The following is a 23,843-nucleotide window of genomic DNA, read 5'->3' on the forward strand; positions in this document are numbered from 1 at the left end:
AAGCGTCCCGGCTAGCGTCCCGGCTCAGTCGTCCCGGCCTTCGAACACCGGCAGCGCCCACGCCGGAGGCGGCGGGGGCGCGAGGTTCCGCGGGGGCTCCGGGCGGGGCGGCGGGGCGGCGGACGCGCCGGCCCGGCGGAGGGCTCCGGCGAATTCGAGGCAGGTGCTCCAGCGGTCCTCCGGGGACTTGGCCAGTGCCTTCGCCAGGACCCCGTCCAGCGCCTCGGGCAGCCCGGGCCGCCGTGAGCTGAGCGGCGGCGGCTCGTCGTACTGGTGGGCCCACAGCAGGGCCATGTCGTCGTCCCGCTCGAACGGCGGGCCCCCGGCGAGGGTCTCGTAGACGACGCACCCGAGGCCGTACACATCGCACCGGCCGTCGACCGGCTTGCCGGAGATCTGCTCCGGCGCCACGTAGTCAAGCGTCCCGACGAACTGCCCCACACTGGTGAAACCGGTCAGGGACAGCGACTTCTTCGTCAGCCCGAAGTCCGTGAGGTACACGTGCTCGGGGTGGTCGCTGTCCGTGCCCCGCGAAACCAGGATGTTGCCCGGCTTGACGTCGCGGTGCACGAGGTCGTGGTCGTGCGCCGCGTCCAGCGCCGAGGCGACCTGGCCCGCGATCCGGACGGCCGTGTCCACCGGGAGCGGCCCGGAGCGGTTCAGCATCGCCCGCAGGTCCTGCCCCGCGACGAAGCGCATCGCGATGTACAGCAGTCCGTCCGTCTCGCCCGCCTCGAAGACGGGCACGATGTGCGGGTGATCGATGGCGGCGGCCACCCGCGACTCGTGCGCGAACCGCTGTCTGAAGGTGTCGTTGCGGGCCAGTTCGGGGGCCAGCAGCTTCAGCGCGACCGTACGGTCCAGGTTCAGGTCGCGCGCCCGGTAGACGACGGCCATCCCGCCGCGCCCGATCTCGCTCTCCACCTGGTATCCGGCGATGCGTTTGCCGCGCAGGTCGGAGGGGCGGCCGCCGACCGGATCGGGCGTCGCCATCACTCGCCGCCGTGCCCGGGCTTGTCCACGATGCGGGTCGGGGCGTGCCCCAACTCGGGCTGGGGCTCGGGCTCCACGTCGAGCTGGACCGCGACCGGGTCGGGCGGCCCCGACGGGGCGTGCCCGGGCGGGCCGACGGGTGCGGGCGGGGCACCCGGTACGGGCGGGGCTCCCGGTCCGGCGAGGGCCGCGTAGGTCGTCATGCGGGTCCCGTCGCCGTACATCCACCGGCCCGCGGCCACGTCGTACAGCCACACGGACTCCCCGTCGATGACGATCCCGGCGCGCAGGCCCCGTACGGACCGCCGGAAGGCCTCGCCGTCCGTGCGTCCGGCGGCGAGTTCGGCGACGGCCCGCCGGTAGCGCTCCAGGGACGCGGAGGCGCGCTCGAGCTGCGGTCCGGGGTCCTCGGCGCGCCCCGGGGCCCGTCCTCCGGCCGTCGGCGGCGGCTGCGGTACGGAGACCAGCAGGCGACCGTCCACCCACGCGGACCAGCCGTTGGCGCACAGCACCTCGCCCCAGTCCCCGCGCCGGGACAGCAGCTGCACGGGGAGGAACGCGTCGAGCGGAACGGTCGGGTAGGACACGTCCGGGGTCTCCCACGCGGGCAGGCCCTCCTGCGGGACGACGTGGGTGGGGCGGAAGTCCTCGGCCCCCTCGGAGAAGCTCATTTCCGGGGCTGCTTCCGCATGACGGCGGGCTCGTGCCTGCGCAGCAGCCGGGACACCAGCAGGCCGAAGAGCACGGACAGGACCGGCAGCATGCTCATGCTGATCAGCCAGACGCCCGCGTCGTGTTTGAAGATCGGGTCCTGGGTGAGCCGGCCGGGGACGATCGCCGCGAGCCCGATGGTGCCGCCCATCGCGCCCATCGCCCAGCGGGCCGGCGCGAGCCATGCCACCTGTTCGAGGACGGCGACGTCGTAGAGCTTGAGCAGGGTTCCGCAGAAGACGACCTGGACGATGGCGAGGAGGACCAGCAGGGGCATGGTCACTTCCTCCTTGCGGACCAGGGCGGAGATCAGCAGGCCGAGCATCATCGCGGTGAAGGACAGCAGGGCGACGGCGAGGGTGATCTCGATCAGCGGTGGCATCACGACGCCCTTGCCGCCCGGGGCGTTGAGCTTCACTCCGGCGAGGGCCACGACGGTCAGCACCACGGCCTGGGCGACGGTGATCGTGCCGAGTACCACCACCTTGGACATCAGGTAGGCGGAGCGGGACAGCCCGACGGCGCGTTCGCGCTGGTAGATCACGCGTTCCTTGACGAGTTCGCGGACGGCGTTGGCGGCGCCGGTGAGCACTCCGCCGATGGTCAGGATGAGCAGGGCGTTCAACGCGGTCTCGGCGGTGAGGGTGCTCCCGGCGAGTGCGCGGGCCATGGCGCCCATCATGAACGGCAGCGCGACCATGATGACGAGGAAGGTGCGGTCGGCGCCGAGCACGGCGGCGTACCGGCGGATCATGGTGGACAGCTGGGAGCCCCAGCTCTGCGCTTTGGGCGGTGGCAGCGGCGCGGCCCGGGCGGGCACCGCGGCCGCGTCGGGGGATCCGGGCCTGACGGTGGCGTCGACGTACCGGCGGTGGACCGGCGAGGCGCGGTAGGCCCCGGCCCAGTCGCGGTCCTGCTGGGTCTCGAACGCCTCGAAGGCCTCCGGCCAGTGCTCGAAGCCGAAGAAGCCCAGGGCCTCCTCGGGCGGCCCGAAGTAGGCCACGCGCCCGCCGGGGGCGAGGAACAGCAGCCGGTCGCAGACGTCGAGGCTGAGCACGCTGTGGGTGACGACGATGACCGTGCGGCCGTCGTCGGCGAGGCCGCGCAGCATGTGCATGACCGAGCGGTCCATGCCGGGGTCGAGGCCGGAGGTGGGTTCGTCGAGGAAGAGCAGGGACGGCTTGGTGAGCAGTTCGAGGGCGACGGAGACCCGCTTGCGCTGGCCGCCGGAGAGGCTGTGGATGGGCTGTCCGGCCCGCTGGACGAGGCCGAGCTCGCGGATCACCTCGTCCACCCGGGCCTCGCGTTCGGCCTTGGCGGTGTCCTGCGGGAAGCGCAGTTCGGCGGCGTAGACGAGGGCGCGGCGGACGGTGAGCTGGGCGTGCAGGATGTCGTCCTGGGGCACGAGGCCGATGCGGCTGCGCAGTTCGGCGTAGTCGCGGTACAGGTCGCGGCCGTCATAGAGGACGGTGCCCCGGTCGGCGGGGCGCAGCCCGGTCAGTGCGCCCAGCAGGGTGGACTTGCCGGCTCCGCTGGGGCCGACGACGGCGAGCAGGCACTTGGCTCCGACGGGGAAGGAGACGCCGTCCATCAGGGTCTTGCGGCCCCGGTCGACGGCGACGGTGAGGTCCTGGACGTCGAGGGAGACCTCGCCCGTGTCCACGTACTCCTGGAGCTCGTCGCCGACGAGGCAGAAGGCGGAGCGGCCGATGCCGACGATGTCCCCCTCGGTGAGGCGGGCCGTCCGGTCGACGCGGGCTCCGTTGAGGTAGGTGCCGTTGTGGCTGCCGAGGTCGGCGATCTCGTAGCTGCCGTCGGCGAGGGCGCGGAGTTCGGCGTGCCGGCGGGAGACGATGAGGTCCTCGATGACCAGGTCGTTGTCGGGGCCGCGGCCGATCCGGACGGCGGTGCGGGCCGGCAGCGGGCGCACCGTCGTCGGCTGTTTGAAGGTGCCGGTCATGCCCGGGTTCGAGACCTGGGAGGGGCGGCCGGCGGCCGGTCCGGCCGGTGGTGCGTCGGCCAGGACGGCGCGCGGGCCGTCGTCGGCGCTGCCGAAGCGCAGTTCGCTGCCGGGGCCGACGATCCATTCGTGGATGCGGTGGCCGTCGGCCCAGGTGCCGTTGGTGCTGCCCTCGTCCTCGACCGTCCAGTGGTCGCCGTCGGGGCGCAGTACGGCGTGGTGCCAGGAGACGCGGGCGTCCTCGAGGCAGATCTCGCAGAGGGGGTCGCGGCCGACGTGGTAGCTCCGGCCCGGGCTCATCCGCGTGGAGCCCCGGTCGGTCTCCAGAACGAGCTCGGGCGCGGTCGGCACACCGGGGCGCTGGACCATGACCAGATTTTCCCACGATCCGGACGACACGGCACCGGTCGGGCATCACCGCAGGTCAGAGGCCCCTTAAGGGTAATGACAACGGTCCCCGTTGCAGCCTTTGCCCATCTCGCCGGGGTGCGCTTCACTTCACGCGACGGAACCGAACACATGGGGGACGCCATGAGTGGGCACGACCATCCGAACGCGCTCGGCCAGGCGCACGACCACGACCACGACGACGACGCGCACGACAAGGGCCACGGCCACGGCCACGCCGGGCACAGCCACGGCGTCTCGGCCGACGCCGACCGCCGGTGGCTGGCCATGGCGCTCGGCCTGATCGCCACGTTCATGGCCGTCGAGGTGGTCATCGGCGTGATGGCCAACTCGCTGGCCCTGATCTCCGACGCCGCCCACATGCTGACCGACGCCGTCTCGATCGTCCTCGCGCTGATCGCGATGCGGCTGGCGGCCCGGCCGGCGCGCGGCGGTTTCACGTACGGCCTCAAGCGGGCGGAGATCCTTTCCGCCCAGGCCAACGGGCTGACCCTGCTGCTGCTGGCGGTCTGGCTGGCCTACGAGGCGGTGCGCCGGCTGATCAACCCGCCGCCGGTGGAAGGCGGTCTGGTGCTGGCGACGGCGCTCGCGGGCATCGTCGTGAACATCGCCGCGGCCTGGTGCATCTCGCGGGCCAACCGGTCCTCGCTCGCCGTCGAGGGCGCCTACCAGCACATCCTGAACGACCTGTTCGCGTTCATCGGGACGGCCGTCGCCGGTCTGATCGTGCTGACCACCGGATTCCGCCAGGCCGACGCGATCGCCACGCTCGTGGTGGTGGTGCTGATGGTCAAGGCGGGCTACGGGCTGATCCGCGAGTCCGGACGGATCCTCCTCGAGGCCGCTCCGGCCCATGTGGACCCGGACGCCGTGGGCGACCGGCTGGTCGGGCACCCGCCGGTCACCGAGGTGCACGACCTGCACATATGGACCATCACCTCGGGTCAGGCGGCCCTGTCCGCGCACGTGCTCGTCGAGCCGGCGGGCGACTGCCACGCGGTGCGCCGGGATCTGGAGCGGCTGCTGGCCAAGGAGTACGGGATCACCCACACCACCCTCCAGGTGGACCACGTACAGGACGCGCTGCTCACCGTCGGCCGCGCCGGCCAGGACACCGAGGACGCGCACTGCGCGGACGCGCACGGTCCGGTCCACCGCCAGGGCCCGCACGACCACTGACCGGCCGTCACCGGGGCCCGGCGGGTCCTGTCACTGACCGGCCGCCGAGCGGGGCATACATGGGCGCATGACACACAAGCGCAGTGCCGGACTGCTCCTGTTCCGCCGAACGGGTGAGGATCGGGATCCGGGGATCGAGGTACTTCTCGGCCACATGGGCGGCCCGCTCTGGTCGGGGCGGGACGCCGGGGGGTGGGCCATTCCGAAGGGCGAGTACGGACCCGACGAGACCCCGCGCGACGCGGCCCGCCGGGAGTTCACCGAGGAGATCGGCCTGCCGCCGCCGGAGGGCGCGTACGTGCCCCTCGGGGAGGTACGGCTGACCAGCGGAAAGCTGGTGACCATCTGGGCGGTGGAGGCGGACCTCGACCCGGCGCTCATGGTCCCCGGGACCTTCTCGATGGAATGGCCGCCGCACTCGGGGACCGTACGGGAGTTCCCCGAGCTCGACCGGGTGGCGTGGTTCGACCCGCCGACGGCGCGGGAGAAGCTGATGCCCTCTCAGACACCATTCCTCGACCGCCTGTTGGAGAGGGAAAAGGGCTGATACGCGTCGGGTTGCCAGCGGCTCCGGCTGCGTGCACATTCCACATATGACGAACGTCGTGCTGGTGGGAACCCTGGACACCAAGGGTGTGGAGTTCGGCTGGCTGCGCGAGAGGCTGCTGCGGGCCGGCGTCGAAGTGGTACTGGTCGACACGGGGGTGATGGGCGAGCCCCGGGTGCCCGCGGACGTCCCCCGGGAGGCGGTCGCCCGGGCCGCGGGAACGGAACTGTCGGAACTGCGTGAGGCCGCCGACCGGGGCGCGGCCGTCACCACGATGGCCCGGGGCGCCGAGGCGACCCTCTTACGCCTGCACGCCGAGGGCCGGCTGCACGGGGTGCTCGCGATCGGCGGCAGCGGCGGCACCTCCATCGCGACCCGGGCCATGCGCGCCCTGCCGCTGGGCGTGCCGAAGCTGATGGTCTCGTCCATGGCGTCCGGCGATGTGACGCCGTACGTGGGCTCCGCCGACATCACGATGATGTACAGCGTGGTGGACATCGCGGGGATCAACAGCATCTCGGCGCCCGTCCTGGCCAACGCCGTGGAGGCGGTCGCCGGGATGGCCAAGGCCTTCGCCCGCACTTCCCTGGACCCGCGCCGCGCGCCGCGGCTGGGCGCGGGCGACCGCCCGCTGATCGCGGCGAGCATGGCGGGCGTGACCACGATCGGCGTGGACGCGGCCCGCGAGCGGCTGACCGAACTGGGCTACGAGGTGCTCGTCTTCCACGTCAGCGGCTCCGGCGGCCGCACTCTGGAGACGCTGGCCGGCCAGGGGGTCTTCGCGGGCGTCCTCGACCTCACCCTGAGCGAACTCGCCGACGACCTGTGCGGCGGAATCCTCACCGCCGGCCCCGACCGGCTCAGCGCGGCCGGGCGGGCCGGGATTCCGCAGGTGGTGAGCCTGGGGGCGCTGGACATGGTCAAGTTCGGCCCGATGGAGACCCTGCCCGACCGGGTCCGCTACCGGCGGGTCCGCGTCCACAACCCGTCCATCACGGTGATCCGTACGACCGAGGACGAATGCGCGGAACTCGGCCGCCGGGTCGCCGGGAAACTCCGCGCGGCGACCGGCCCCACGGCCGTCTGCGTCCCACTGCGCGGACTGTCCACGCTCGGCGCCCCCGGTGGGCCCTACCATGACCCCGGCGCCGACCGGGCTTTGTTCTCGGCGCTGCGCGAAGGCTTGCGGGGCAGCGCCGCCCGGCTCTACGACTACGACACCCACATCAACGACCCGGACTTCGGACGGGCCGCCGCCGACCGGCTGCACGCCATGATCGGAGCGGTGTCGGCCGCGGCCTGACACACGCCACCCGGTGGGGAACCGGCCGTGGCGCAATCCACGTCCCATGTGACGCCCCGACCCGGGGCGCACACGGCGGCGGAACCACGGCCGGCAGGGGGGCGGAAAGCGATGAAGGACACCCGGACGGCATGGGCGGTCCCCGGATACACGGAGGTCCGGGAGCTGGGGTCGGGCGGCAGCGGCCGGGTGGTGCTCGCCGTGCACGACGGCACCGGAACGGCCGTCGCGGTGAAGTACCTGAGCGACCGGCTGCGCGAGGACCCGGCGTTCGTCGGCGAGTTCCGGGCGGAGGCGCGGCTGCTCGGCGGGCTGCGGTCGCCGTTCGTCGTAGGTCTGTACGAGTACGTGGAGTCGCCCGGCGGCGCGGCCATCGTGATGGAGCTGGTGGACGGCATCTCGCTGCGCGCGCTGCTCCGGCAGGCCGGGCAGGCGGACGCCGAGGCCGCGCTGGTGGTGCTGAAGGGATCACTGCTCGGGCTGGCGGCGGCGCACCGGGAGGGCGTCGTCCACCGGGACTACAAGCCGGAGAACGTGCTGGTCTCGGCGGACGGTTCGTCGAAGCTGGTGGACTTCGGGATCGCGGCGGGGCGCGGGACCACACCGGGCGTGGCCGGCACCCCCGCCTACATGGCACCCGAGCAGTGGCAGGGCAGGCCCGCGTCGCCCGCGGCCGACGTCTACGCGGCGACGGCGACCTTCTTCGAGTGCCTGACCGGGCGCAAGCCGTACGACGGGGAGAACTTCGCGGAGCTCGCCGTCCAGCACATCGAGGCGCCCGTACCGGAGACGGAGGCCCCCGAGCCGGTGCGCCCGCTGATCCGGCGCGGTCTGGCCAAGCGGCCCGAGCAGCGGCCGGAGAACGCCGAGGCCTTCGTGGCGGAGCTGGAGGACGTGGCCCTCGCCGCGTACGGGCCGCAGTGGGAGCAGCGCGGGCAGCGCAAGCTGGCCGCGCTGGCGGCGCTGCTGCCGCTGCTGTTCCCCTCCGCGGGCGCGGCCGAGGGCACCACCGCGGTGGCCACGACCACCCTGAGCAGCGGCCCGGGCTCCGGCTGGGCCCCGGGCCGGCGCGGCTGGCTGGCGGCGGGGGCGGCGCTGATCCTGGGCACGGCCCTGGTCCTCACGACGGACGCGATCGGCGCCTCCCCGGGCGGGGCCTCGGCGCTCAGCGCGTTCGCCACGACGAGCGCGGCCCCGCCCGGGGCGGCCTCCCCCGCGCCGGGCCCGAGCCCCTCCCCTTCCGCGACGCCGAGCCCGAGCCCGAGCCCCTCGGCATCGGCGAGCCCTTCGCCGTCCGCGTCGCCGTCGCCCTCGGCTCCGGGGCCGGGGACGCCGTCGCCCAGCGCCACGGGGACGCCGAAGCCGACCGTCAGCTGGTCGCCCACACCGACGCCCAGTCCCACACCGACCCTGCGGGTCACCGACGTGGGCGTCTCGCTCAAGACCGGCGTCTACCGGGGCGACGCGACCATCTCGGTCGCGGCCACGGGCACCGGGCCGGTCACCGTGGTCGTGGAGTGGTTCCTGGGCAGCCGGCAGGGCGACTACTCCGTGCCCGACGGCACGGAGACCTTCGTCGTGCAGTCCGGCTCGCTCGCCCCGGTGGTGAGGTCCCACTCCTTCCCCCGCGGCGGCGGCTGCTACGGCGGGGTCAGGGTCACCACCAAGCCCGCCGCGGGCAACAAGTCCGCGTCCGACTCGCAGTACCTGGCGCGCTGCCAGGAGGTGCCCCGATGAGCGATCCCCGCGCCCCGCAGAACGACGACGACTACAGCGCCACCGTCCTCGGCAGCCACTGGTTCTCCGGTCCTCCGGCGGCCACGGAGGTGACCCCCGACCGGGTCGAGGGGTCCGTGCTCCGGTTCGGGCCCGGGGTCACGGCGGCGATGCCCGCGCCGTTCCCGGTGACCGCGCCCGCCCCGCCCGCGCGGCCGCGGCGCGGCGCGGGCCTGCGGCGCTACGCCCTGGCCGCGGTCGTGCTGCTCGCGGTCGTCGCGTACCTCGGGTGGCAGCGCTTCGGTCCCGCGCTCGCCGTCGAGGACGTGGCCGTGACCACCGACCCGATGGGGCCGGCCTGCGATGCGGCGGCCGACGTGGTGGCCGTCGTACGGACCAACGGACGTCCGGGGACCCTGACGTACCGGTGGCTGCGCAGCGACGGCACGCGGTCCGAACGGCTGACCGAACGGGTGCCGCGCGGGCAGCAGGAGGCCCGGCTGCACCTGCTGTGGACCTTCCGGGGCGCGGGGACCTATCCCGCGAGGGCCGAGCTCGAACTGGTCTCGCCCGGGCAGCGCACGGCCGCGGTGGAGTTCGAGTACCGCTGCGCCCCGTAGCGGACGGCCGCCTGCGGGACTCGTAGGCCCGTTGCCCGTCTCGTCCTTTCGGCCGGGGCGGCCGTGGCCGTCCGGCCGAGGCGCGGGCACACCCAGCGCTGGTTGACTCGGAGGTGTTGACGAGGGTGCTCAGGGCGCCCTCCGGCACCCCTGCGTGTCACGTTCCAGCCGGCGAACACCCCAACCGGAGCGTGGCCGTCCCGCACGGATGCCAAGTCCGCGCGGGAGGCCCGCGGCCGCTTTGGGGAGTGGCCGCGGGCCGTTTCGCGTCCGGCCGCCCGGCCGTCCCGCCCCCCGCCGCAACCGGGGGACGGAGATGTTGGGGCTAGAAGCGGGCGTGGGCGGTGATGTCCGCCTCGAACTCGCCCGTCACCGCCGGGGTCACGGTCGGCCGGCACTGCGCGACCGCCGCCAGGTAGTCCTCCGTGGTCGCGCCGAGCTGCGCGGCCGCCGCGCCGCGCGCGCCCACCGCCTCCAGGTCCCGTTCGAAGGACACCTGCGCCGCGATCCGCGCCGCGTGCTCGATGTCGGCGGGGGTGAACAGCTCGCTCGCCGCCACCAGCGCCGCCACGTCGACGTCCGCGCGTCCCGCCGTGTACCGGGACCAGATCGCGGCGCGGGCCCCGGCGTCCGGGGTGCCGATCGGGATCAGGTAGTCGAAGCGGCCGGGCCGCAGGAAGGCCGGGTCGAGGGAGCGGATGGAGTTGGTGGCGCAGACCAGCAGCCGCTCGTCGCCCTCGCGGAAGCCCGGTATCAGCTTGAGCAGCTCGTTCGTCACCCCGTGGATCCCGCCGGGCTGCGCGGGCTCGGTGCGCACGGGCGCGATCTCCTCGACCTCGTCGATGAAGACGAGCACCCGCTCCAGCTCGGCGATCCGGGCGAAGGCGTCGCGCAGCGCGGCGGCCAGGTTGCCCTCGTCGGCGAGCCGGGAGGGCAGCAGTTCCACGAAGGGCCAGCCGAGCCGGGAGGCGATGGCCCGGGCGAAGGTGGTCTTGCCCGTGCCGGGCGGCCCGAACAGGGTGATGGCGCGCGGCGGCCGCACACCGTGGGAGGCGGCGCGCTCGGGCTCCGCGAGCGGCAGCACCACGCGCCGTTCGATGAGGTCCTTCTCCCGTTCCATGCCGGCGACCTTGGTCCACAGGTCGTTGGGGAGGAACCGGCCGCCGAGGTCGTCGAGGAGGCCCGCGGCCGGTCCGTGCAGCGGTTCGGTCTTCTCGAAGTAGGCGACGGCGGGCTGCCGGGTGTAGCCGGCGTTGAGCAGCCCCTCCCCGAGCAGGTCCTCCTCGGGCAGGACGTAGGCGATCCGGCCCACGCGGGCCGCGATGAGCCGCCGCTCCAGCTCGACGAGCAGGGCGCTGGCCAGGCCCCGGCCGCGCCAGCCGGCGGCGATCGCGATGCGCATCACCCAGGCGCGTTCCCCGGTGACGCAGGCGAGGGCCGCGCCGATCGGCACGCCCTGGTGGACGGCGACCACGCAGGGCTGGCGGTCCGTGAGGGCGCTGATGCACTCGGCGAGCGAGAAGACGGACTCCTGGCCGAGTTCGGCCGTGGTGTCGATCAGGTGGACCACCGCTGCGAGATCGCTCTCGCGGTAGTCGTGGATGAGCCAGTTCACCGGGTACCGCCCCTCGTTCGTGCTCCTGCGGCGAGGCTAGGGGCGGGTGGGGCGCCGGCCCACGCTCCGCGGTGCACAACAGGCGGTCCGGAAACCGTCCGTGTCGTCCATAGACTGGTGGCTTCCGCCCGAACGCCAGACCGAGGAACACACGTCCTTCATGCTTTGCCACATACCCGCGGCCCGACGCGGGCACCTCGTCTGGTTCCTCCCGTTCCTGTGGACCCTCTCGTTCGGCCTGTGGGGGCTGTCGCGCCAGGACAGCCTGTGGCGGGACGAGGCCGCGACCTGGCAGGTGGCCGGGCGGTCGGCGGGCGAGATCTGGGACATGCTCGGCAACGTCGACGCCGTGCACGGCCTGTACTACCTGCTGATGCACGGCCTCTTCGAGCTCTTCGGGGCGAGCACGACGACCCTGCGGCTGCCGTCCGTGCTCGCCGTCGCCGCGGCCGCGGCGTGCGTGGCGCTGATCGGGCGGCGCCTGGCCGGGCCCTGGGCGGGGCTCGGCGGCGGACTGGCCCTCGGACTGCTGCCGGCGGTGCAGTTCTATCTGCAGGAGGGCCGGCCGTACGCGTTGGTCGCGGCCGGGGCCGGACTGTCGACCCTGCTGCTGGTGTCCCTGCTGTCCCCGGAACCGGCCCGGCCCGGCCGGCGGGTCTGGCCGCGCTGGACGGCGTACGGGGCCACGGTGCTGGTCTGCGCCCTGCTGAACTGGCTGTCGCTGCTGATCCTGCCCGCCCACGCCGTGACGCTGTGGTGGGTGCGGGCCGGGCGCGGGGTGTGGCTGCGCTGGGCGGCGTACGGGGCCTGCGCGGTGGCGGGTGCGCTGCCGCTGATCCTGTTCAGCCGGGGGCAGTCCGGCCAGGTGTCATGGATACCGCCGCTGACCTTGCACATGCTCATCGGGCCGGGCATCCTGCTGGCCGTCGGCGGCCTCTGCGCACGCGCGGACCGTCCCGTCCGGGCCCGGCTGTCGGCGGCGGCGGTGGGGCTTCCGCTGCTGGCGGTGCCGCAGCTGGGGCTGATCGGCCTCTCGCTGGTCCAGCCGCTGTTCCTGGACCGGTACGTGCTGTTCTCCATGGTGGGTCTGGCCCTGCTGATCGGCGCCGCGCTGGGCGCCGCCGTACGGGTCTGCGCACCCCGCTTCCCGAGGGCCGGCCGCCTGCTCGTGCCGGGTGTGGCGGGTGTCGCCGTACTGGCCCTGCTGCCGGTGGAGCTGGGCAAGCGGGCTCCGGCGAGCCGGGTCGACGACGTGCTGTCGGTGGCCGGTGAGGTGGCGCGGCTGAAGCGGGACGGGGACGCGGTGCTGTACGTCCCGGCCGCGCGCCGCGACACCGCGCTGGTCTCCCCCGGCGCCTTCGCGGGCCTGGCCGACATCGCCCTGGCCCGGACCCCGGTCGCGTCGGGCACGCTCAAGGGCGAAGAGGCCGGTCCGGACCGTATCCGGGCGGAGCTCCTCGGGCAGCGGCGGGTGCTGCTGGTCACGGACGCGGCGGGGGTCGCGAAGGCGCCGTCGGCGGAGCGTGACAAGGCCAAGGCGGCCGTCCTGCGGGAGCGGTTCGCGGTGGTGGAGGACCGGCAGGTCCGGGGCCGCCGGGTGACGGTGTACGAGCGGCTCGGGTAGGACGCGTCCGGACGCCCGGGCCCGATCCGGGCACCCGGGCCCGATCCGGGCACCCGGCTTCACACGGGGGCCACCGGATTCACCGCGGGTCCACGATTCACAGCGGATTCATACGGAACATCGGGCTCCGGACATAGGTTCGCCGGGCAGGGTCGAAGCATGATCCACCGCATGCTCACCCCGCCCCGCGCCGTCGGCCGTGCCCGGCGGGTGTCCCGGCTCCTGGCGGCGCTCGTCGCGATGGCCGCACTGCTCAGCGTGGACGTGCCCGACGCCGCGGCCGAGCCGCCGCTCGGGGTCACCGCGCGGGCCGCACCGGACGCCGCGGCGGACCGGGTGGGCGCGCTCTTCGCGGGCGGGCTCGACGGCGGGCACTTCTGCACCGCCGCGGTGGTGCGCAGCGACGACCGCGACGTGATCGCCACCGCCGCGCACTGCCTGGACGACCCGGACGCCACCGTGTTCGCTCCGGGCTACCGGGACGGCGAGGCCCCGTACGGCACGTGGCGGATCACGGGCGTGCACATGGCCCCGGGCTGGACGGACGGCGAGGACCCCGACGACGACATCGCCTTCGCGACGGTGGCCCCGGCGGACGGCGGAGATTCCGAGCGGGTCGAGGACCTCGTCGGCGGCTTCCCGGTCGCGGCGGAGCAGCCGGCCGACGCCACGGTGACCGTCATCGGGTACCCGCGCAGCGAGGAGACCCCGCTGCGCTGCACCAACACCACCGTCCTGATCTCACCGACGCAGCGCCGCATCGCGTGCCCGGACCTCAGCGGCGGCACCAGCGGCAGCCCCTGGCTGGTGGACGGCGCCCTGGCAGGGGTGCTCGGCGGCCACGAGGGCGGCGGCACCGTGCCGGAGATCTCGTACAGCGCGCTGATGGGAGACCAGGCGGTCGAGCTCTACCGGGAGGCCTCGGACGCCGGCTGACGCACTACTCCGTGACCCCTGCCGGGGCCGCGAACCAGGTCGGCTCGTCGCGCAGGGCGCGGTGGATGCGGTCCAGGGCGAAGTGCTCAAGGGGCGGCAGGGCGTCCACGTCGAACCAGGCCACCTCCAGCGACTCGCTGTCGTTCGCGCGCGCCTCGCCGCCGGTCGCCCGGCAGCGGAAGGTGATGTCCTGGAACTGGCAGCGGTCGCCGTTGGGGTAGGTGACCGGCTCGAGCATCTGGACGAGGACCACGCGCTCCGGCACGCACCGCACCGCGGTCTCCTCGTACACCTCGCGCACGGCGGTCTCGGCGGGCTGCTCCCCCGGTTCGGCGATCCCGCCGACCACCGACCACCGCCCGGTGTCGGTACGCCGGCCGAGCAGGACCCGGCCCCGGTCGTCGACGACGACGGCCGTGACGCCGGGCAGCAGGAGCAGCCGGTGCCCGGCGGTGGCGCGGATCTCGCGGATGTATTCCGGTGTGGTCATTCCCCGACCTTAAGGCCGGTTCCGGCCGCCTACGCGGTGGCCCCGCGGGCGCGGATCCGGCGGGCCAGGGTCCATCCGAGACCGGCGGCGGCGAGGAGCAGCAGCGCGTACTCGGGCAGCGGTCCGAACCGGGTCGCGGGGGTCTCGGTGGAACGCAGCGGGATCTCGGTGACCAGCGCGTCCGCCGTGAACATCTTCGTCTGGCGCTCGATGGTCCCGTCGGGGCGGGTCACCGCGCTCACCCCGCTGGTGACCGGCACGAGGACGGTCCGGCCGTGCTCGACGGCGCGGATCCGGTCCATGGCGAGCTGCTGGTAGGTCATCTGGCTGCGGCCGAAGGTGGCGTTGTTGCTGGGTACGGCGATCACCTGGGCCCCGGCCCGGACGGTGGAGCGCACGGCGTCGTCGAAGGCGGCCTCGAAGCAGGTGACCATGCCGACACCGCTGCCGGCCATGTCGAACACGCCGGGGTCCTTGCCGGGGCCGAAGTCGCGGCGCACCCGGTCCACGTCGGAGTTGAGGAGCCGGACGAAGGAGCGCATCGGGATGCGCTCGCCGAAGGGCTGGATCTTGCGCTTGTCGTAGGTCGCGGTGGGGCCGCTCACCGGGTCCCAGAGGATCATCGTGTTGCGCAGCGGGCCGGTCTGCGGGGACACGACCGCGCCGATGGCCACGGGCACGCCGATCGCCTTGACGGCCTTGTCGATGACCTCGTAGGCGTCGGGCTGGGAGTACGGGTCGAGGTCGGAGGAGTTCTCCGGCCAGACCACGAAGTCGGGCTTCGGGACCCGGCCCGCCTTGACGTCCTCGGCGAGCTGCTCGGTGCGCTTGGCGTGGTTGTCCAGGACCTGGCGGCGCTGGGAGTTGAAGTCGAGGCCGAGCCGCGGCACGTTGCCCTGGATCACGGCCGCCACGGCGGTGCCGTCCTCGGCGGCGTCGGAGACCAGCGGCCGGGCCGCGAGACCGGCGGCGACGGGGGCCACGACGGTGAGCGCGGCCAGCGCGGCGGTGGCCCGCCGGGGGTGGTCGAGGGCGGTGCGCAGGGCCTCGTACAGCCCGAATCCGCACAGGGCGACGGCGAAGGAGAGCAGCGGGGTGCCGCCGACCGCGGCGAGCGGCGTGAAGACGCCGTCGGCCTGGCCGAAGGCGAGTTTGCCCCAGGGGAATCCGCCGAACGGGGCCCGGGCGCGCAGTGCCTCGCCCGCGACCCAGACGGCCGCGGCGAACAGCGGCCAGGCCGGAAGTCGGCTGACGAGGGCGATCCCGAGTCCGGTGAGGCCGATGAAGACGGCTTCGAGGGCGGACAGCGCCAGCCAGGGCACGGGGCCGACCTCCTCGCCGGTCCAGACGAGGAGCGGCAGCAGGTAGCCGAGTCCGGCGAGGAGGCCGAGTCCGAAGCCGGCCCGGGCGCGGCGGCCGCGGAGGCAGCCGGCGAGCAGTGCGAGGGCGAAGGGGGCCAGCCACCACAGGGGGCGGGGCGGGAAGCTGAGGTAGAGCAGCACCCCGGAGAGGGCGGCGAGCAGCGGACGCGCCAGCCGGGCACCCTTCCGCTTCGCGGTCTCGGCGGGGCCCGTGGCGGACGGCACCGCGGGTTGCGTTCCGGCTGCTGCGCGGACTGCGGCGGAGGGGTCCGCGGGCTCGTTCCCGGCCGCGCGGGTGACACTGCTGCTCATCTGGCGGAGTGTACGTCGTGTCCGTCCGCGTCAGCGGGCAAGGGCCCGCAGGTGGGCGCGGATGACCCGGACGGCGTTCTCCGCGTCGTCGACGGTGACCGTGAAGAGCTTCCCGTCGTCGAGCCGCAATTCCACGCCCTCGCCGCGGCGGACGATGACCGCGGTGCCCTTCTCGGGGCGCCAGCGGTAGCCCCAGCCGCCCCAGTGCGTCGGGGTGATCCGGGGTACGAACTCGGCGGACGTCACCTCGGCGAGGCGGATCGTGCGGCGCGGCAGCCCGATGTGGCCGCAGCGGACCACGAGGGCCTCGGAGTCGACGGTGACGGCCACGTGCACGAAGGCGAGGGTGCCGTAGAGGATGAGCAGTCCGGCGGCGAGGCAGCCGACCACGGACATGAGCAGCGGGGCGATGCCGTCGGTCCAGGAGCTGTCGACGGCGAGCTGGACGCCGAGCGCCAGACAGGCCGCACCGGCCGCTGCGAGCAGCCACTGCACACGGTTGGAGGCCCGGCCCGTCCAGAGCGGACCCGGGGGGTGACCGGTCATGAGTAGCAGCGTACTCACGTTCCGCATGCGCGCCACCGCCTCTCGCCCGGTCGGTCGATGCATGGCGCGCCTGCCCGCTGGTGACCTGAACCAAACTTGAGGTCCCGCGGCGGTCGGAGGCGGTCGGCGGCGGCCTAGCCGGGCAGGAGGCTCACCAGGGCGTCGCGCAGGCCGGGGCGGCGGGCGGTCACGAAGCGGTGCAGGGTCCGGGAGCCGAAGGCGACCCGCTGGGCGCTGCGGCGGCGCTCGGCGTCGTACGCGCGCAGGGCGGCGGGGAGCCCGGCCGGCCCGCCCGGCCCGGCCGCGGCGCCCGCGGCGACGGCGCGGGTCAGGGCCTCGGCGTCGAGCAGGGCGGTGCAGGCGCCCTGGCCGAGGTTGGGGGTCATCGCGTGGGCGGCGTCGCCGACGAGCGCCACCCGGCCGGCCGCGACGAAGGAGGGCAGGGCGGGGTGCAGGTGACGCATCTCGTAGCGGATCCAGCTCGCGGGGTCGGTCTCCGCCAGAACCCGGGGGACGGGGTCGTGCCAGCCCGCGAAGGCCTCCCGCAGTTCCTCGGCGGTGGTGGCCTCGGGGACGGCTGCGTACCAGTTGGTGCGGCCGGGCTCGACGGGGGTCATCCCGAAGAACCGGCCCTCGCCCCAGGTCTCCCCGTACACGCCGGTCTCGAAGCCGGCGATCCCGATCCAGGCGACGGAGCCGATCGCGCGGGGGCCGCCGGCCCGGCCGAAGTACGCGGTGCGGACGGCGCTGTTGATGCCGTCGGCGCCGACGACGAGGTCGGCCCGGCCGGCTTCTAGGCCGGCCGGGGCGGCTTCTAGGCCGGCCGGGGCGGCTTCTAGGCCGGCCGGGCCGGTGAGGCGGTGCCCGTAGACGATCCGCGCGCCGCCGGCCCGGTCGAGCGCGGCGAGCAGTGCGTCGATCAGGCGCGGCCGGGAGACGAGCAGTTCGGGCCGGCCCGCCTTGCGTTCGATCCGTTCGAGCGGGAGCGCGGCCAGCACCCTGCCGTCGGGGCGGCGGATCCGGGCCTCGCGGTAGGGGACGGCGTGCGTGCGCAGCACCTCACCGAGGCCGAGCCGTTCGAGCGCGGCCTGGGCGGTGGGGTGGATGCCGAAGGCGGTTCCGTAGCGTTCGAGCGCCGTCCGGGCCTCCACCACGGTCACCGCCCAGCCCGCGCGCCGCAGGCCGATGGCGGTGGCGAGTCCGCCGACGCCCGCGCCCACCACGACGGCCCTGCTCTGGCTGCTCATGACCGAACCCTCTTCACCGAGACGACTACCACACCCGTGGTACTACATTTGTGGTACCACGGGTGTGGTTATCCTGGCAACGTGAATGCGGGGAACGGGAATGCGGGGAACGTGAACCAGGACCGTCGGGACCGGCTGCGCGACGCGGCCATCGCCGTACTGGCGGAGGCGGGCGGGCGCGGGCTGACGCACCGGGCCGTCGACGCCGCGGCCGACGTGCCGACGGGCACGGCCAAGAACTACTTCCCGACCCGCGACGCGCTGCTGCGGGCGGTGGCCGAGCGCTGCCTGGAGCAGTACCGGGCGGTGGCCGCCGCCCTGGCGGGGGCCGGGCCCGGCCCCTCCGACGCACGGGAGCTCGCGGCGCTGCTCGCGGGACTGCTGCGGGACGTGGCCGGAACGGGCCGGGCCCGGACGCTGGCCTACCTGGAGCTCCAGACCGAGGCGACGCGTCGGCCGTGGCTGGCCGGGCTGCTGGACCCGATCGCCGCCTCGGACTTCGCAGCGTACGGGCACCTGCTGCACTCCGCCGGGCTGCCGGCCGCTCCGCGGCACGTCCGCGCCCTCACCCTCGCCCTGCACGGGGCCCTCCCCCACCTGCTGGCCGGCGCACCGGACACCCTGGCGGCGGCCGGGCTGGACGATCTGGACGCCTTCACCCGCGGCCTGCTGGCCGCTGCCGACCACGCCGAGGAGCCGGCCCGATGACCGAACGGGCCGAACGGACCGAACGGGCCGTGGGCGCCGTACTGGGTTCCGCGGCGGGGGACGCGCTGGGCGCTCCGTACGAGTTCGGCCTGCCGGGGCAGTTCGGCGAGCGGGGCGAGGAGATGCTCGGGGGCGGCGGCTGGGATCCGGGCGAGGCGACGGACGACACGCAGATGGCGGTCCTGGTCGGCGAGTCCCTGCTGGAACACGGCGGCCTCGAACTCCCGGACGTCTTCGGCCGGTTCCGGCGGTGGGCGGCGGGCCGGCCCAAGGACATCGGGCTCCAGACCGAGGACGTACTCACCAACGGCGAGCCCTGGGACAGCGCCGCGGCGCTGCACTTCCAGGTCAACGCCCGGGCGGCGGGCAACGGTTCGCTGATGCGGGCGGCCACCTCGGCCGTGTACTTCGCGGGCAGCGGGCGCGAAGCCAGCATGGAAGCCGCCCGGCGGATCGCGGCGCTGACCCACGGCGACCGGGCCGCCTGGGAGGGCACGGCCGTCCTGCACGAGCTGGTGCGGGTGGCCCTGGAGGGAGCCGATCCGCTGGCCGCGATCCCGGCGACGCTCGACGCGGTCCACCCCGGCCACCGCGAGCGCTACGCCGTGGTGCTGGACCCGGCCTGGCACCCGGGCCTGGCCACCGAGTTCAACGGGGCGGTGTGGCCCTGCCTGGGCTCGGCGGTCTGGGCCCTGCGCACCACCGCCGGCTTCGCGGAAGCGGTACGGGCCGCGGTGGACCTGGGCGGCGACACGGACACGGTGGCGGCGGTGACCGGCGCCCTGGCAGGGGCACGCTACGGCGAACGGGCCGTCCCCGAGCAGTGGACGGCCCCGCTCCACGTCCCCCTCCCCGGCTACGGCGACCGCGTCCTCGACGCGGACGACCTCCGGGACCTCGCGCGTCGCCTGGCCGCGGCGGGCGGGGCGTAGACCCCGGGCCGTGGCGGCCGGCTGGGCGGGCTGGGCGGGCTGCTCCGGGTGGAGGGTCAGCCGACGACGGCGTCGCGGCCCGCGAGGAGGCGGCCCTCCGCGTATCCGAGGGCGGCGGCCGGGAGCGTGCCGAGGCGGCCGCTGCGGAGCACCGTCAGGCCGCCGGTGGCCGGCAGGCCGGGCTCGGGGTGCGTGCCGATCCGGCGCAGCGCCTGCACGGCGACGGGCTCGGCGGATCCGTGGAAGACCAGCTCGGCGCCCTGCGTCCGCTCGGTCAGAGCGGCCCGGATGGCGGTCTCGACCAGTTCGTAGTGCGTGCAGCCGAGCACCACGTCGGTGACGTCGGCCGGGGTCAGCGCCGCGGCCGCGGCCACGGCGGCCGTCACGGCCTCGTCGTCCGCGGCCTCGACCGCGTCGGCCAGACCCGGGCACGGCACTTCGGTCACCCGGGCCCCGGCGGCGAACTCGCCGATCAGCCCGCGCTGGTACGGGCTGCCCGTGGTGGCCGGGGTGGCCCAGATGGCCACGCGCCCGCCGGCGGCGGCGGCCGGCTTGATCGCGGGCACGGTCCCGATGACGGGGATCCCCGGCTCCAGCTCGGCCCGGAGAGCCGGCAGGCTGTGCACGGAGGCGGTGTTGCAGGCCACGATCAGGGCGTCGGGGCGGTGCGCGGCGGCGGCACGGGCGACGTCGAGCGCCCGCCCGGTGAGGTCGGCGGGCGTACGCGGACCCCAGGGCATGCCGTCGGGGTCGGAGGACAGGACCAGCTCCGCGTCCGGCCGCATCCGCCGCACCGCCGCGGCTGCCGCGAGAAGGCCGATTCCGGAGTCCATGAGCGCGATCTTCACCCGCCCACCTTAGTCGACACCCCCACCACCCCGGCCCCGGCGTCCCGCCCGCGCCCCCCGCGGAGTGACGCCGGGCCCGCTCGGCGGGAGCGCATCCCGCGGGGTCCGCCACGCGGACGCGGACACCGGCCGCCGGATGCGCGACACGTCCCGCAGGGCCCGGCACACTGCCGCCATGGGCACCCTCATCGCCGCCTGTGCGGCCTACGCCTCACTCGCCGCCTGGCTCTGGCTCACGCTGGCCCAGGGCATGTTCTGGCGCACCGACGTACGGCTCCCTCCGCGCACCGCCCCGGCCCGCTGGCCCTCCGTCGCCGTGATCGTCCCGGCCCGGGACGAGGCCGAGGTACTGCCCTTGAGCCTGGCCTCCCTGCTCGCCCAGGACTATCCGGGCGAGGCCGAGGTGATCCTGGTCGACGACGGCAGCACCGACGGGACCGGCGCCCTCGCGCAGCGCCTCGCCCGCGAGCAGCCCGGGCTGCCGCTCACCGTCACCTCCCCCGGCGACCCGGCCGCCGGCTGGACCGGCAAGCTCTGGGCCCTGCGCCACGGCATCGCGCTCGCCCGCACCGCGCGCGCCACCGAGCCCGACTACCTGCTCCTCACCGACGCCGACATCGCGCACGAGCCCGACAGCCTGCGCGAACTGGTCTCCGCCGCGACCTCCGCCCGCCTCGACCTCGTCTCCCAGATGGCCCGGCTGCGCGTGGTCGGCGTGTGGGAGCGGCTCGTGGTCCCCGCCTTCGTGTACTTCTTCGCCCAGCTCTACCCCTTCCGCCGGGTCAACCGCCCCGGCACCCGCACCGCGGCAGCCGCCGGCGGCTGCGTCCTGCTGCGCACCGAGACCGCGGTCCGCGCGGGCGTGCCCGACAGCATCCGCCAGGCCGTCATCGACGACGTGTCCCTCGCCCGCGCCGTCCGGCGCTCCGGCGGCCGGATCTGGCTCGGGCTGGCGGAGCGGGTCGACAGCGTGCGCCCGTACCCCGCGCTCGGGGACCTGTGGCGGATGGTCTCGCGCAGTGCCTACGCGCAGCTGCGCCACCAGCCGCTCCTGCTCGCCGGGACGGTCGCGGGCCTGGTGCTCGTCTACCTCGTGCCCCCGGCCGCGCTCCTGTCCGGGCTCGCCGCCGGGCAGCCGTCCACCGCGTGGGCCGGCGGCCTGGCGTGGCTGCTGATGGCGGGCACCTACCTGCCGATGCTGCGGTACTACCGGCAGCCCGCGGCGCTCGCTCCGCTGCTTCCGTTCACGGCGCTGCTGTACCTGCTGATGACCGTCGATTCGGCCGTTCAGCACTACCGGGGCCGCGGCGCGGCGTGGAAGGGCCGTACCTATGCCCGCCCGAGCGACGCCTGAAACGGCGAACTGCTGCCCGAAACAACATCATCCGAGGTCACCGGCTTGTGACGCTGCGTCAGCACCAAGTCGGTGCACTGCACAACCGGTGGGTACGAGTCAGAACAAGGTGGGGTGGAAGTGGCGAATCGTGCACGTGAACGTCAAGTGAAACGTGATGTCCTGACCTGCGAATATGCAGGTCAGGACGGTGTTGACGGCACCTCGCTATGGACCCGGTGAAGTCGTGGGCTTAACTTAGGTCCCATGACCTCCCCCCGCTCCACTTATGGCGGCGGTTACTACTCCGCGCCCTCCTTCCCGGACACCCCCATCTACGACTCGCTCGTCGCCGAACGCGGCACTCCGCAGATCGCCCCGATCCGGGTCCCGGCTGCCTACGAGTCCCCCAGCGCCGGGTATTCGAGCGGTGGTTACCTGCCGGCCCTCGCGTCCTCCCTGCCCGCGCTGCCCCCGGCCATGCCGCAGCAGCAGGCACCCGCGTACGGCTACCCCTACCAGCAGCAGGCCGCGCCGCAACCGATGCCGCTGCAGCACGCGCCCGCGCCGTACATCCCCCAGCAGCAACAGCAGGCCCGCGGCGCGTTCGTACCGCAGCACCAGCCGCAGCAGCCCCGCCCGTTCGCCACGACCACCGGGTACGAGGCCATGCGTCCGGCCGCGCCGCGCCCGATGCAGGCTCCCGCGCCGGTCCCGGCCGCCGGGTACGAGGACCCGTACGGCCGCCCGTACCAGGGGCGCGGCTACTGACCCGAGCGGCGGATATCCGCTGGGGCCGCGGAGGGGGCGCCTGACAGGATGCCCCCATGTCGAACTTGCACGTCCAGGCGCTTCACGTCCATCCCGTCAAATCGGTAGCGGGGACCGCTCCCGACGAGGTGGCCGTGGAGCCCTGGGGCCTGTCCGGGGACCGCCGGTGGGCGCTGGTCGACGCATGGGGCACGGTCATCACCCAGCGCCAGCAGCCGCGGCTGGCCCTGGCGGCGGCGCGTCCGGCGGATGGCAGCGGCATCGCGCTGTCCGCACCCGGCATGCCGGAGCTGCTCGTGGGGGTGCCCGGACCGGGGCCGCTGGAGCCGGTCGGGCTGTTCGGGAAGAAGGTCGAGACCGCGGTCGCGGCGAGCGCGGCGGCCGACTGGTTCAGCGCGTACCTCGGGGTGCCGGTGCGGCTGGTGCACCTGGACGATCCGGCCGTACGGCGGCCCGTGGACCCGCAGTACGCACTGCCGGGCGAGACGGTGAGCCTGGCCGACGCCTACCCGGTACTGCTCACGACCACGGCCTCGCTGGACGCGCTCAACGCGCTGATCGCACAAGGGGACCACGCGGCGGAGGGCCCGCTGCCCATGAACCGGTTCCGGCCCAATGTGGTGGTGGCCGGGGCCGAGGCGTGGGCCGAGGACGGCTGGCGGCGCATCGCGATCGGCGACGCCGTCTTCCGCGGGGTCCGGGAGTGCGGCCGGTGCGTCGTCACCACCACCGACCAGCGGACGGCGGAACGGGGCAAGGAGCCGCTGAAGACCCTGGCCGCGCACCGGCGGATCGGCAAGTCCCTGGCCTTCGGCCGGCAACTGGTGCCGGTGCGGACGGGCACCGTGCGCGTCGGCGACGAGGTCCGCGTCCTGGAATGACACCTTCGGGGGGCTCTGCCCCCGGACTGGAACCACCGGTGCGACCACGCCGTTGGAGCAGTCAGGACAGGACGGATGGCTGGCGTACGTGGGGGGAGCCGGACCGTGTGGACAGCAATGGGAGTGTGGCGCTGGCGGCGTAATCCGCTGCGCCGGCCGACCGATCTCTTCGAGGCGTGGGTGGCCTTCGCGGCGCTCGTGTGCGTCCTGCTGGTGGCTCCGGCCATCGGCTGCGTCGCGGGCATACAGGTCGACGGGACGCTCCGGCAGGCCGCTCTCTCCCAGCGGCAGGAGCGGCACCTCGTGCCCGCGGTCGTGGTCCGGCCGGCCGCGGACTCGGCGGCGGCCGCGTCCGCCGACCCCTCGGCGCAGCGGACCGCCCCGACCCGCACCCAGGTGGTGGCCGTGTGGACCGCGCCCGACGGCACCAGCCACCAGGGGACGGTGCCGGCCGCCGAGGAACCGCCGCGGCCCGGCGAGCAGTTCCGGATATGGACCGATGCGCGCGGACGGCTGGTCGGGCAGCCGCTCGACCCGTCCTCGGCCGCCCTCCACGCGTCGCTGGCGGGCCTGGCCGCGGCGCTCGCCGCCGCCGTACTGGCCGAGACGGTCCGCCGGCTGGTCGTACGAAGGCTGGTGCATCGGCGGTACATACGTCTGGACCGCGCGTGGGCGGCGGCGGGGCCGGACTGGGGCAGGGCGGGCGCGGGCAGTTGACCTGGCAACTCACGGGCCCCGCGCGCGCTACGGTGGACCGGCCAGACCAGACCGGCCGCATCGGCGGCCCGGCGAGTACGAGGGT

Annotated in this window: 22 protein-coding genes; 13 read left to right on the top strand and 9 right to left on the bottom strand. The window is 74.6% G+C overall.

All coding sequences use genetic code 11. The annotated features are described in order from the left end of the window. Positions 1 to 24: 24 nt before the first annotated feature. The 3 genes from ACTVZO_RS04890 to ACTVZO_RS04900 are packed head-to-tail and all read right to left on the bottom strand — an operon-like array spanning position 25 to position 4,033. The gene (locus ACTVZO_RS04890) at positions 25 to 993 is read right to left on the bottom strand and encodes a serine/threonine-protein kinase (protein WP_443297169.1); all 969 of its coding nucleotides are present in this window, start codon (positions 991 to 993) and stop codon (positions 25 to 27) included. Next, entirely contained in the window at positions 993 to 1,664 is a 672-nt protein-coding gene (locus ACTVZO_RS04895; protein ID WP_443297170.1) for a hypothetical protein, read from the bottom strand. The genes ACTVZO_RS04890 and ACTVZO_RS04895 overlap by 1 nt, the downstream gene beginning before the upstream one ends. After that, complete coding sequence (locus ACTVZO_RS04900; protein ID WP_443297171.1) at positions 1,661 to 4,033, bottom strand: FHA domain-containing protein; 2,373 nt, start codon at positions 4,031 to 4,033, stop codon at positions 1,661 to 1,663. The genes ACTVZO_RS04895 and ACTVZO_RS04900 overlap by 4 nt, the downstream gene beginning before the upstream one ends. 162 nt (positions 4,034 to 4,195) lie before the next feature. On the opposite strand from ACTVZO_RS04900, the gene ACTVZO_RS04905 reads away from it, so the two are divergent. From ACTVZO_RS04905 to ACTVZO_RS04925, 5 genes are all read left to right on the top strand, one after another. Continuing rightward, a complete protein-coding gene (locus ACTVZO_RS04905) occupies positions 4,196 to 5,251 on the top strand; it encodes a cation diffusion facilitator family transporter (protein WP_443297172.1) in 1,056 nt (351 codons plus the stop codon). 67 nt (positions 5,252 to 5,318) lie between these two features. Beyond that, positions 5,319 to 5,798, top strand: a complete 480-nt coding sequence (locus ACTVZO_RS04910; protein WP_443297173.1) for an NUDIX domain-containing protein — start codon at positions 5,319 to 5,321, stop codon at positions 5,796 to 5,798. 46 nt (positions 5,799 to 5,844) lie between these two features. Then, positions 5,845 to 7,101, top strand: a complete 1,257-nt coding sequence (locus ACTVZO_RS04915; protein WP_443297174.1) for a Tm-1-like ATP-binding domain-containing protein — start codon at positions 5,845 to 5,847, stop codon at positions 7,099 to 7,101. A gap of 111 nt (positions 7,102 to 7,212) precedes the next feature. Further along, entirely contained in the window at positions 7,213 to 8,838 is a 1,626-nt protein-coding gene (locus ACTVZO_RS04920) for a serine/threonine-protein kinase (RefSeq protein WP_443297175.1), read from the top strand. Then, the gene (locus ACTVZO_RS04925) at positions 8,835 to 9,437 is read left to right on the top strand and encodes a hypothetical protein (protein ID WP_443297176.1); all 603 of its coding nucleotides are present in this window, start codon (positions 8,835 to 8,837) and stop codon (positions 9,435 to 9,437) included. Before ACTVZO_RS04920 ends, ACTVZO_RS04925 begins: the two co-directional genes overlap by 4 nt. 325 nt (positions 9,438 to 9,762) lie before the next feature. On the opposite strand, the gene ACTVZO_RS04930 is transcribed toward ACTVZO_RS04925, so the two are convergent. After that, entirely contained in the window at positions 9,763 to 11,052 is a 1,290-nt protein-coding gene (locus ACTVZO_RS04930) for an ATP-binding protein (protein WP_443297177.1), read from the bottom strand. Between the two features lie 160 nt (positions 11,053 to 11,212). Between ACTVZO_RS04930 and ACTVZO_RS04935 the strand changes: the two genes are divergently transcribed. Both ACTVZO_RS04935 and ACTVZO_RS04940 read left to right on the top strand, forming a co-directional pair. Next, on the top strand, positions 11,213 to 12,676 hold the full coding sequence (locus ACTVZO_RS04935; protein ID WP_443297178.1) for a glycosyltransferase family 39 protein: 1,464 nt from the start codon (positions 11,213 to 11,215) through the stop codon (positions 12,674 to 12,676). A 159-nt stretch (positions 12,677 to 12,835) separates the two neighbouring features. After that, positions 12,836 to 13,612, top strand: coding sequence for a trypsin-like serine peptidase (locus ACTVZO_RS04940; protein WP_443297179.1), 777 nt, complete (start codon positions 12,836 to 12,838; stop codon positions 13,610 to 13,612). Between the two features lie 4 nt (positions 13,613 to 13,616). Here ACTVZO_RS04940 and ACTVZO_RS04945 read toward each other — a convergent pair whose 3' ends face one another. The 4 genes from ACTVZO_RS04945 to ACTVZO_RS04960 all read right to left on the bottom strand — a co-directional run bounded on the left by ACTVZO_RS04945 (position 13,617) and on the right by ACTVZO_RS04960 (position 17,568). Next, on the bottom strand, positions 13,617 to 14,102 hold the full coding sequence (locus ACTVZO_RS04945) for an NUDIX hydrolase (protein WP_443297180.1): 486 nt from the start codon (positions 14,100 to 14,102) through the stop codon (positions 13,617 to 13,619). 29 nt (positions 14,103 to 14,131) lie between these two features. Next, positions 14,132 to 15,775, bottom strand: a complete 1,644-nt coding sequence (gene lnt / locus ACTVZO_RS04950) for an apolipoprotein N-acyltransferase (RefSeq protein WP_443297181.1) — start codon at positions 15,773 to 15,775, stop codon at positions 14,132 to 14,134. Between the two features lie 30 nt (positions 15,776 to 15,805). After that, positions 15,806 to 16,321, bottom strand: coding sequence for a hypothetical protein (locus tag ACTVZO_RS04955; protein WP_443297182.1), 516 nt, complete (start codon positions 16,319 to 16,321; stop codon positions 15,806 to 15,808). A gap of 134 nt (positions 16,322 to 16,455) precedes the next feature. Beyond that, entirely contained in the window at positions 16,456 to 17,568 is a 1,113-nt protein-coding gene (locus ACTVZO_RS04960) for an FAD-dependent oxidoreductase (protein WP_443297183.1), read from the bottom strand. Positions 17,569 to 17,679: 111 nt separating this feature from the next. On the opposite strand from ACTVZO_RS04960, the gene ACTVZO_RS04965 reads away from it, so the two are divergent. Both ACTVZO_RS04965 and ACTVZO_RS04970 read left to right on the top strand, forming a co-directional pair. Then, positions 17,680 to 18,276: a TetR/AcrR family transcriptional regulator gene (locus ACTVZO_RS04965; protein WP_443297184.1), complete on the top strand. Its 597-nt coding sequence runs from the start codon at positions 17,680 to 17,682 to the stop codon at positions 18,274 to 18,276. Continuing rightward, entirely contained in the window at positions 18,273 to 19,208 is a 936-nt protein-coding gene (locus tag ACTVZO_RS04970) for an ADP-ribosylglycohydrolase family protein (protein ID WP_443297185.1), read from the top strand. Before ACTVZO_RS04965 ends, ACTVZO_RS04970 begins: the two co-directional genes overlap by 4 nt. Positions 19,209 to 19,264: 56 nt before the next feature. Here ACTVZO_RS04970 and ACTVZO_RS04975 read toward each other — a convergent pair whose 3' ends face one another. Next, positions 19,265 to 20,056, bottom strand: a complete 792-nt coding sequence (locus ACTVZO_RS04975; RefSeq protein ID WP_443297186.1) for a glutamate racemase — start codon at positions 20,054 to 20,056, stop codon at positions 19,265 to 19,267. Between the two features lie 175 nt (positions 20,057 to 20,231). On the opposite strand from ACTVZO_RS04975, the gene ACTVZO_RS04980 reads away from it, so the two are divergent. The 4 genes from ACTVZO_RS04980 to ACTVZO_RS04995 all read left to right on the top strand — a co-directional run bounded on the left by ACTVZO_RS04980 (position 20,232) and on the right by ACTVZO_RS04995 (position 23,758). Then, positions 20,232 to 21,410, top strand: a complete 1,179-nt coding sequence (locus tag ACTVZO_RS04980; RefSeq protein WP_443297187.1) for a glycosyltransferase — start codon at positions 20,232 to 20,234, stop codon at positions 21,408 to 21,410. 246 nt (positions 21,411 to 21,656) lie between these two features. Next, positions 21,657 to 22,160, top strand: a complete 504-nt coding sequence (locus ACTVZO_RS04985; protein WP_443297188.1) for a DUF6643 family protein — start codon at positions 21,657 to 21,659, stop codon at positions 22,158 to 22,160. 56 nt (positions 22,161 to 22,216) lie between these two features. Next, positions 22,217 to 23,041, top strand: coding sequence for an MOSC domain-containing protein (locus ACTVZO_RS04990; protein ID WP_443297189.1), 825 nt, complete (start codon positions 22,217 to 22,219; stop codon positions 23,039 to 23,041). A gap of 105 nt (positions 23,042 to 23,146) precedes the next feature. Continuing rightward, a complete protein-coding gene (locus ACTVZO_RS04995) occupies positions 23,147 to 23,758 on the top strand; it encodes an Rv1733c family protein (protein WP_443297190.1) in 612 nt (203 codons plus the stop codon). Positions 23,759 to 23,843 lie beyond the last annotated feature (85 nt).

The sequence above is a fragment of the Streptomyces sp. IBSNAI002 genome (genome assembly GCF_052244475.1).
In the GTDB taxonomy this organism is placed as follows: Bacteria; Actinomycetota; Actinomycetes; order Streptomycetales; family Streptomycetaceae; genus Streptomyces.

What these genes read in the sequence shown, in the direction of transcription:
- ACTVZO_RS04890 (WP_443297169.1), bottom strand. Translation starts at nt 993, where the DNA reads ATGGCGACGCCCGATCCGGTCGGCGGCCGCCCCTCCGACCTGCGCGGC.
- ACTVZO_RS04895 (WP_443297170.1), bottom strand. Translation starts at nt 1,664, where the DNA reads ATGAGCTTCTCCGAGGGGGCCGAGGACTTCCGCCCCACCCACGTCGTC.
- ACTVZO_RS04900 (WP_443297171.1), bottom strand. Translation starts at nt 4,033, where the DNA reads ATGGTCCAGCGCCCCGGTGTGCCGACCGCGCCCGAGCTCGTTCTGGAG.
- ACTVZO_RS04905 (WP_443297172.1), top strand. Translation starts at nt 4,196, where the DNA reads ATGAGTGGGCACGACCATCCGAACGCGCTCGGCCAGGCGCACGACCAC.
- ACTVZO_RS04910 (WP_443297173.1), top strand. Translation starts at nt 5,319, where the DNA reads ATGACACACAAGCGCAGTGCCGGACTGCTCCTGTTCCGCCGAACGGGT.
- ACTVZO_RS04915 (WP_443297174.1), top strand. Translation starts at nt 5,845, where the DNA reads ATGACGAACGTCGTGCTGGTGGGAACCCTGGACACCAAGGGTGTGGAG.
- ACTVZO_RS04920 (WP_443297175.1), top strand. Translation starts at nt 7,213, where the DNA reads ATGAAGGACACCCGGACGGCATGGGCGGTCCCCGGATACACGGAGGTC.
- ACTVZO_RS04925 (WP_443297176.1), top strand. Translation starts at nt 8,835, where the DNA reads ATGAGCGATCCCCGCGCCCCGCAGAACGACGACGACTACAGCGCCACC.
- ACTVZO_RS04935 (WP_443297178.1), top strand. Translation starts at nt 11,213, where the DNA reads ATGCTTTGCCACATACCCGCGGCCCGACGCGGGCACCTCGTCTGGTTC.
- ACTVZO_RS04940 (WP_443297179.1), top strand. Translation starts at nt 12,836, where the DNA reads ATGATCCACCGCATGCTCACCCCGCCCCGCGCCGTCGGCCGTGCCCGG.
- ACTVZO_RS04945 (WP_443297180.1), bottom strand. Translation starts at nt 14,102, where the DNA reads ATGACCACACCGGAATACATCCGCGAGATCCGCGCCACCGCCGGGCAC.
- lnt (WP_443297181.1), bottom strand. Translation starts at nt 15,775, where the DNA reads ATGAGCAGCAGTGTCACCCGCGCGGCCGGGAACGAGCCCGCGGACCCC.
- ACTVZO_RS04955 (WP_443297182.1), bottom strand. Translation starts at nt 16,321, where the DNA reads ATGACCGGTCACCCCCCGGGTCCGCTCTGGACGGGCCGGGCCTCCAAC.
- ACTVZO_RS04960 (WP_443297183.1), bottom strand. Translation starts at nt 17,568, where the DNA reads ATGAGCAGCCAGAGCAGGGCCGTCGTGGTGGGCGCGGGCGTCGGCGGA.
- ACTVZO_RS04970 (WP_443297185.1), top strand. Translation starts at nt 18,273, where the DNA reads ATGACCGAACGGGCCGAACGGACCGAACGGGCCGTGGGCGCCGTACTG.
- ACTVZO_RS04980 (WP_443297187.1), top strand. Translation starts at nt 20,232, where the DNA reads ATGGGCACCCTCATCGCCGCCTGTGCGGCCTACGCCTCACTCGCCGCC.
- ACTVZO_RS04985 (WP_443297188.1), top strand. Translation starts at nt 21,657, where the DNA reads ATGACCTCCCCCCGCTCCACTTATGGCGGCGGTTACTACTCCGCGCCC.
- ACTVZO_RS04990 (WP_443297189.1), top strand. Translation starts at nt 22,217, where the DNA reads ATGTCGAACTTGCACGTCCAGGCGCTTCACGTCCATCCCGTCAAATCG.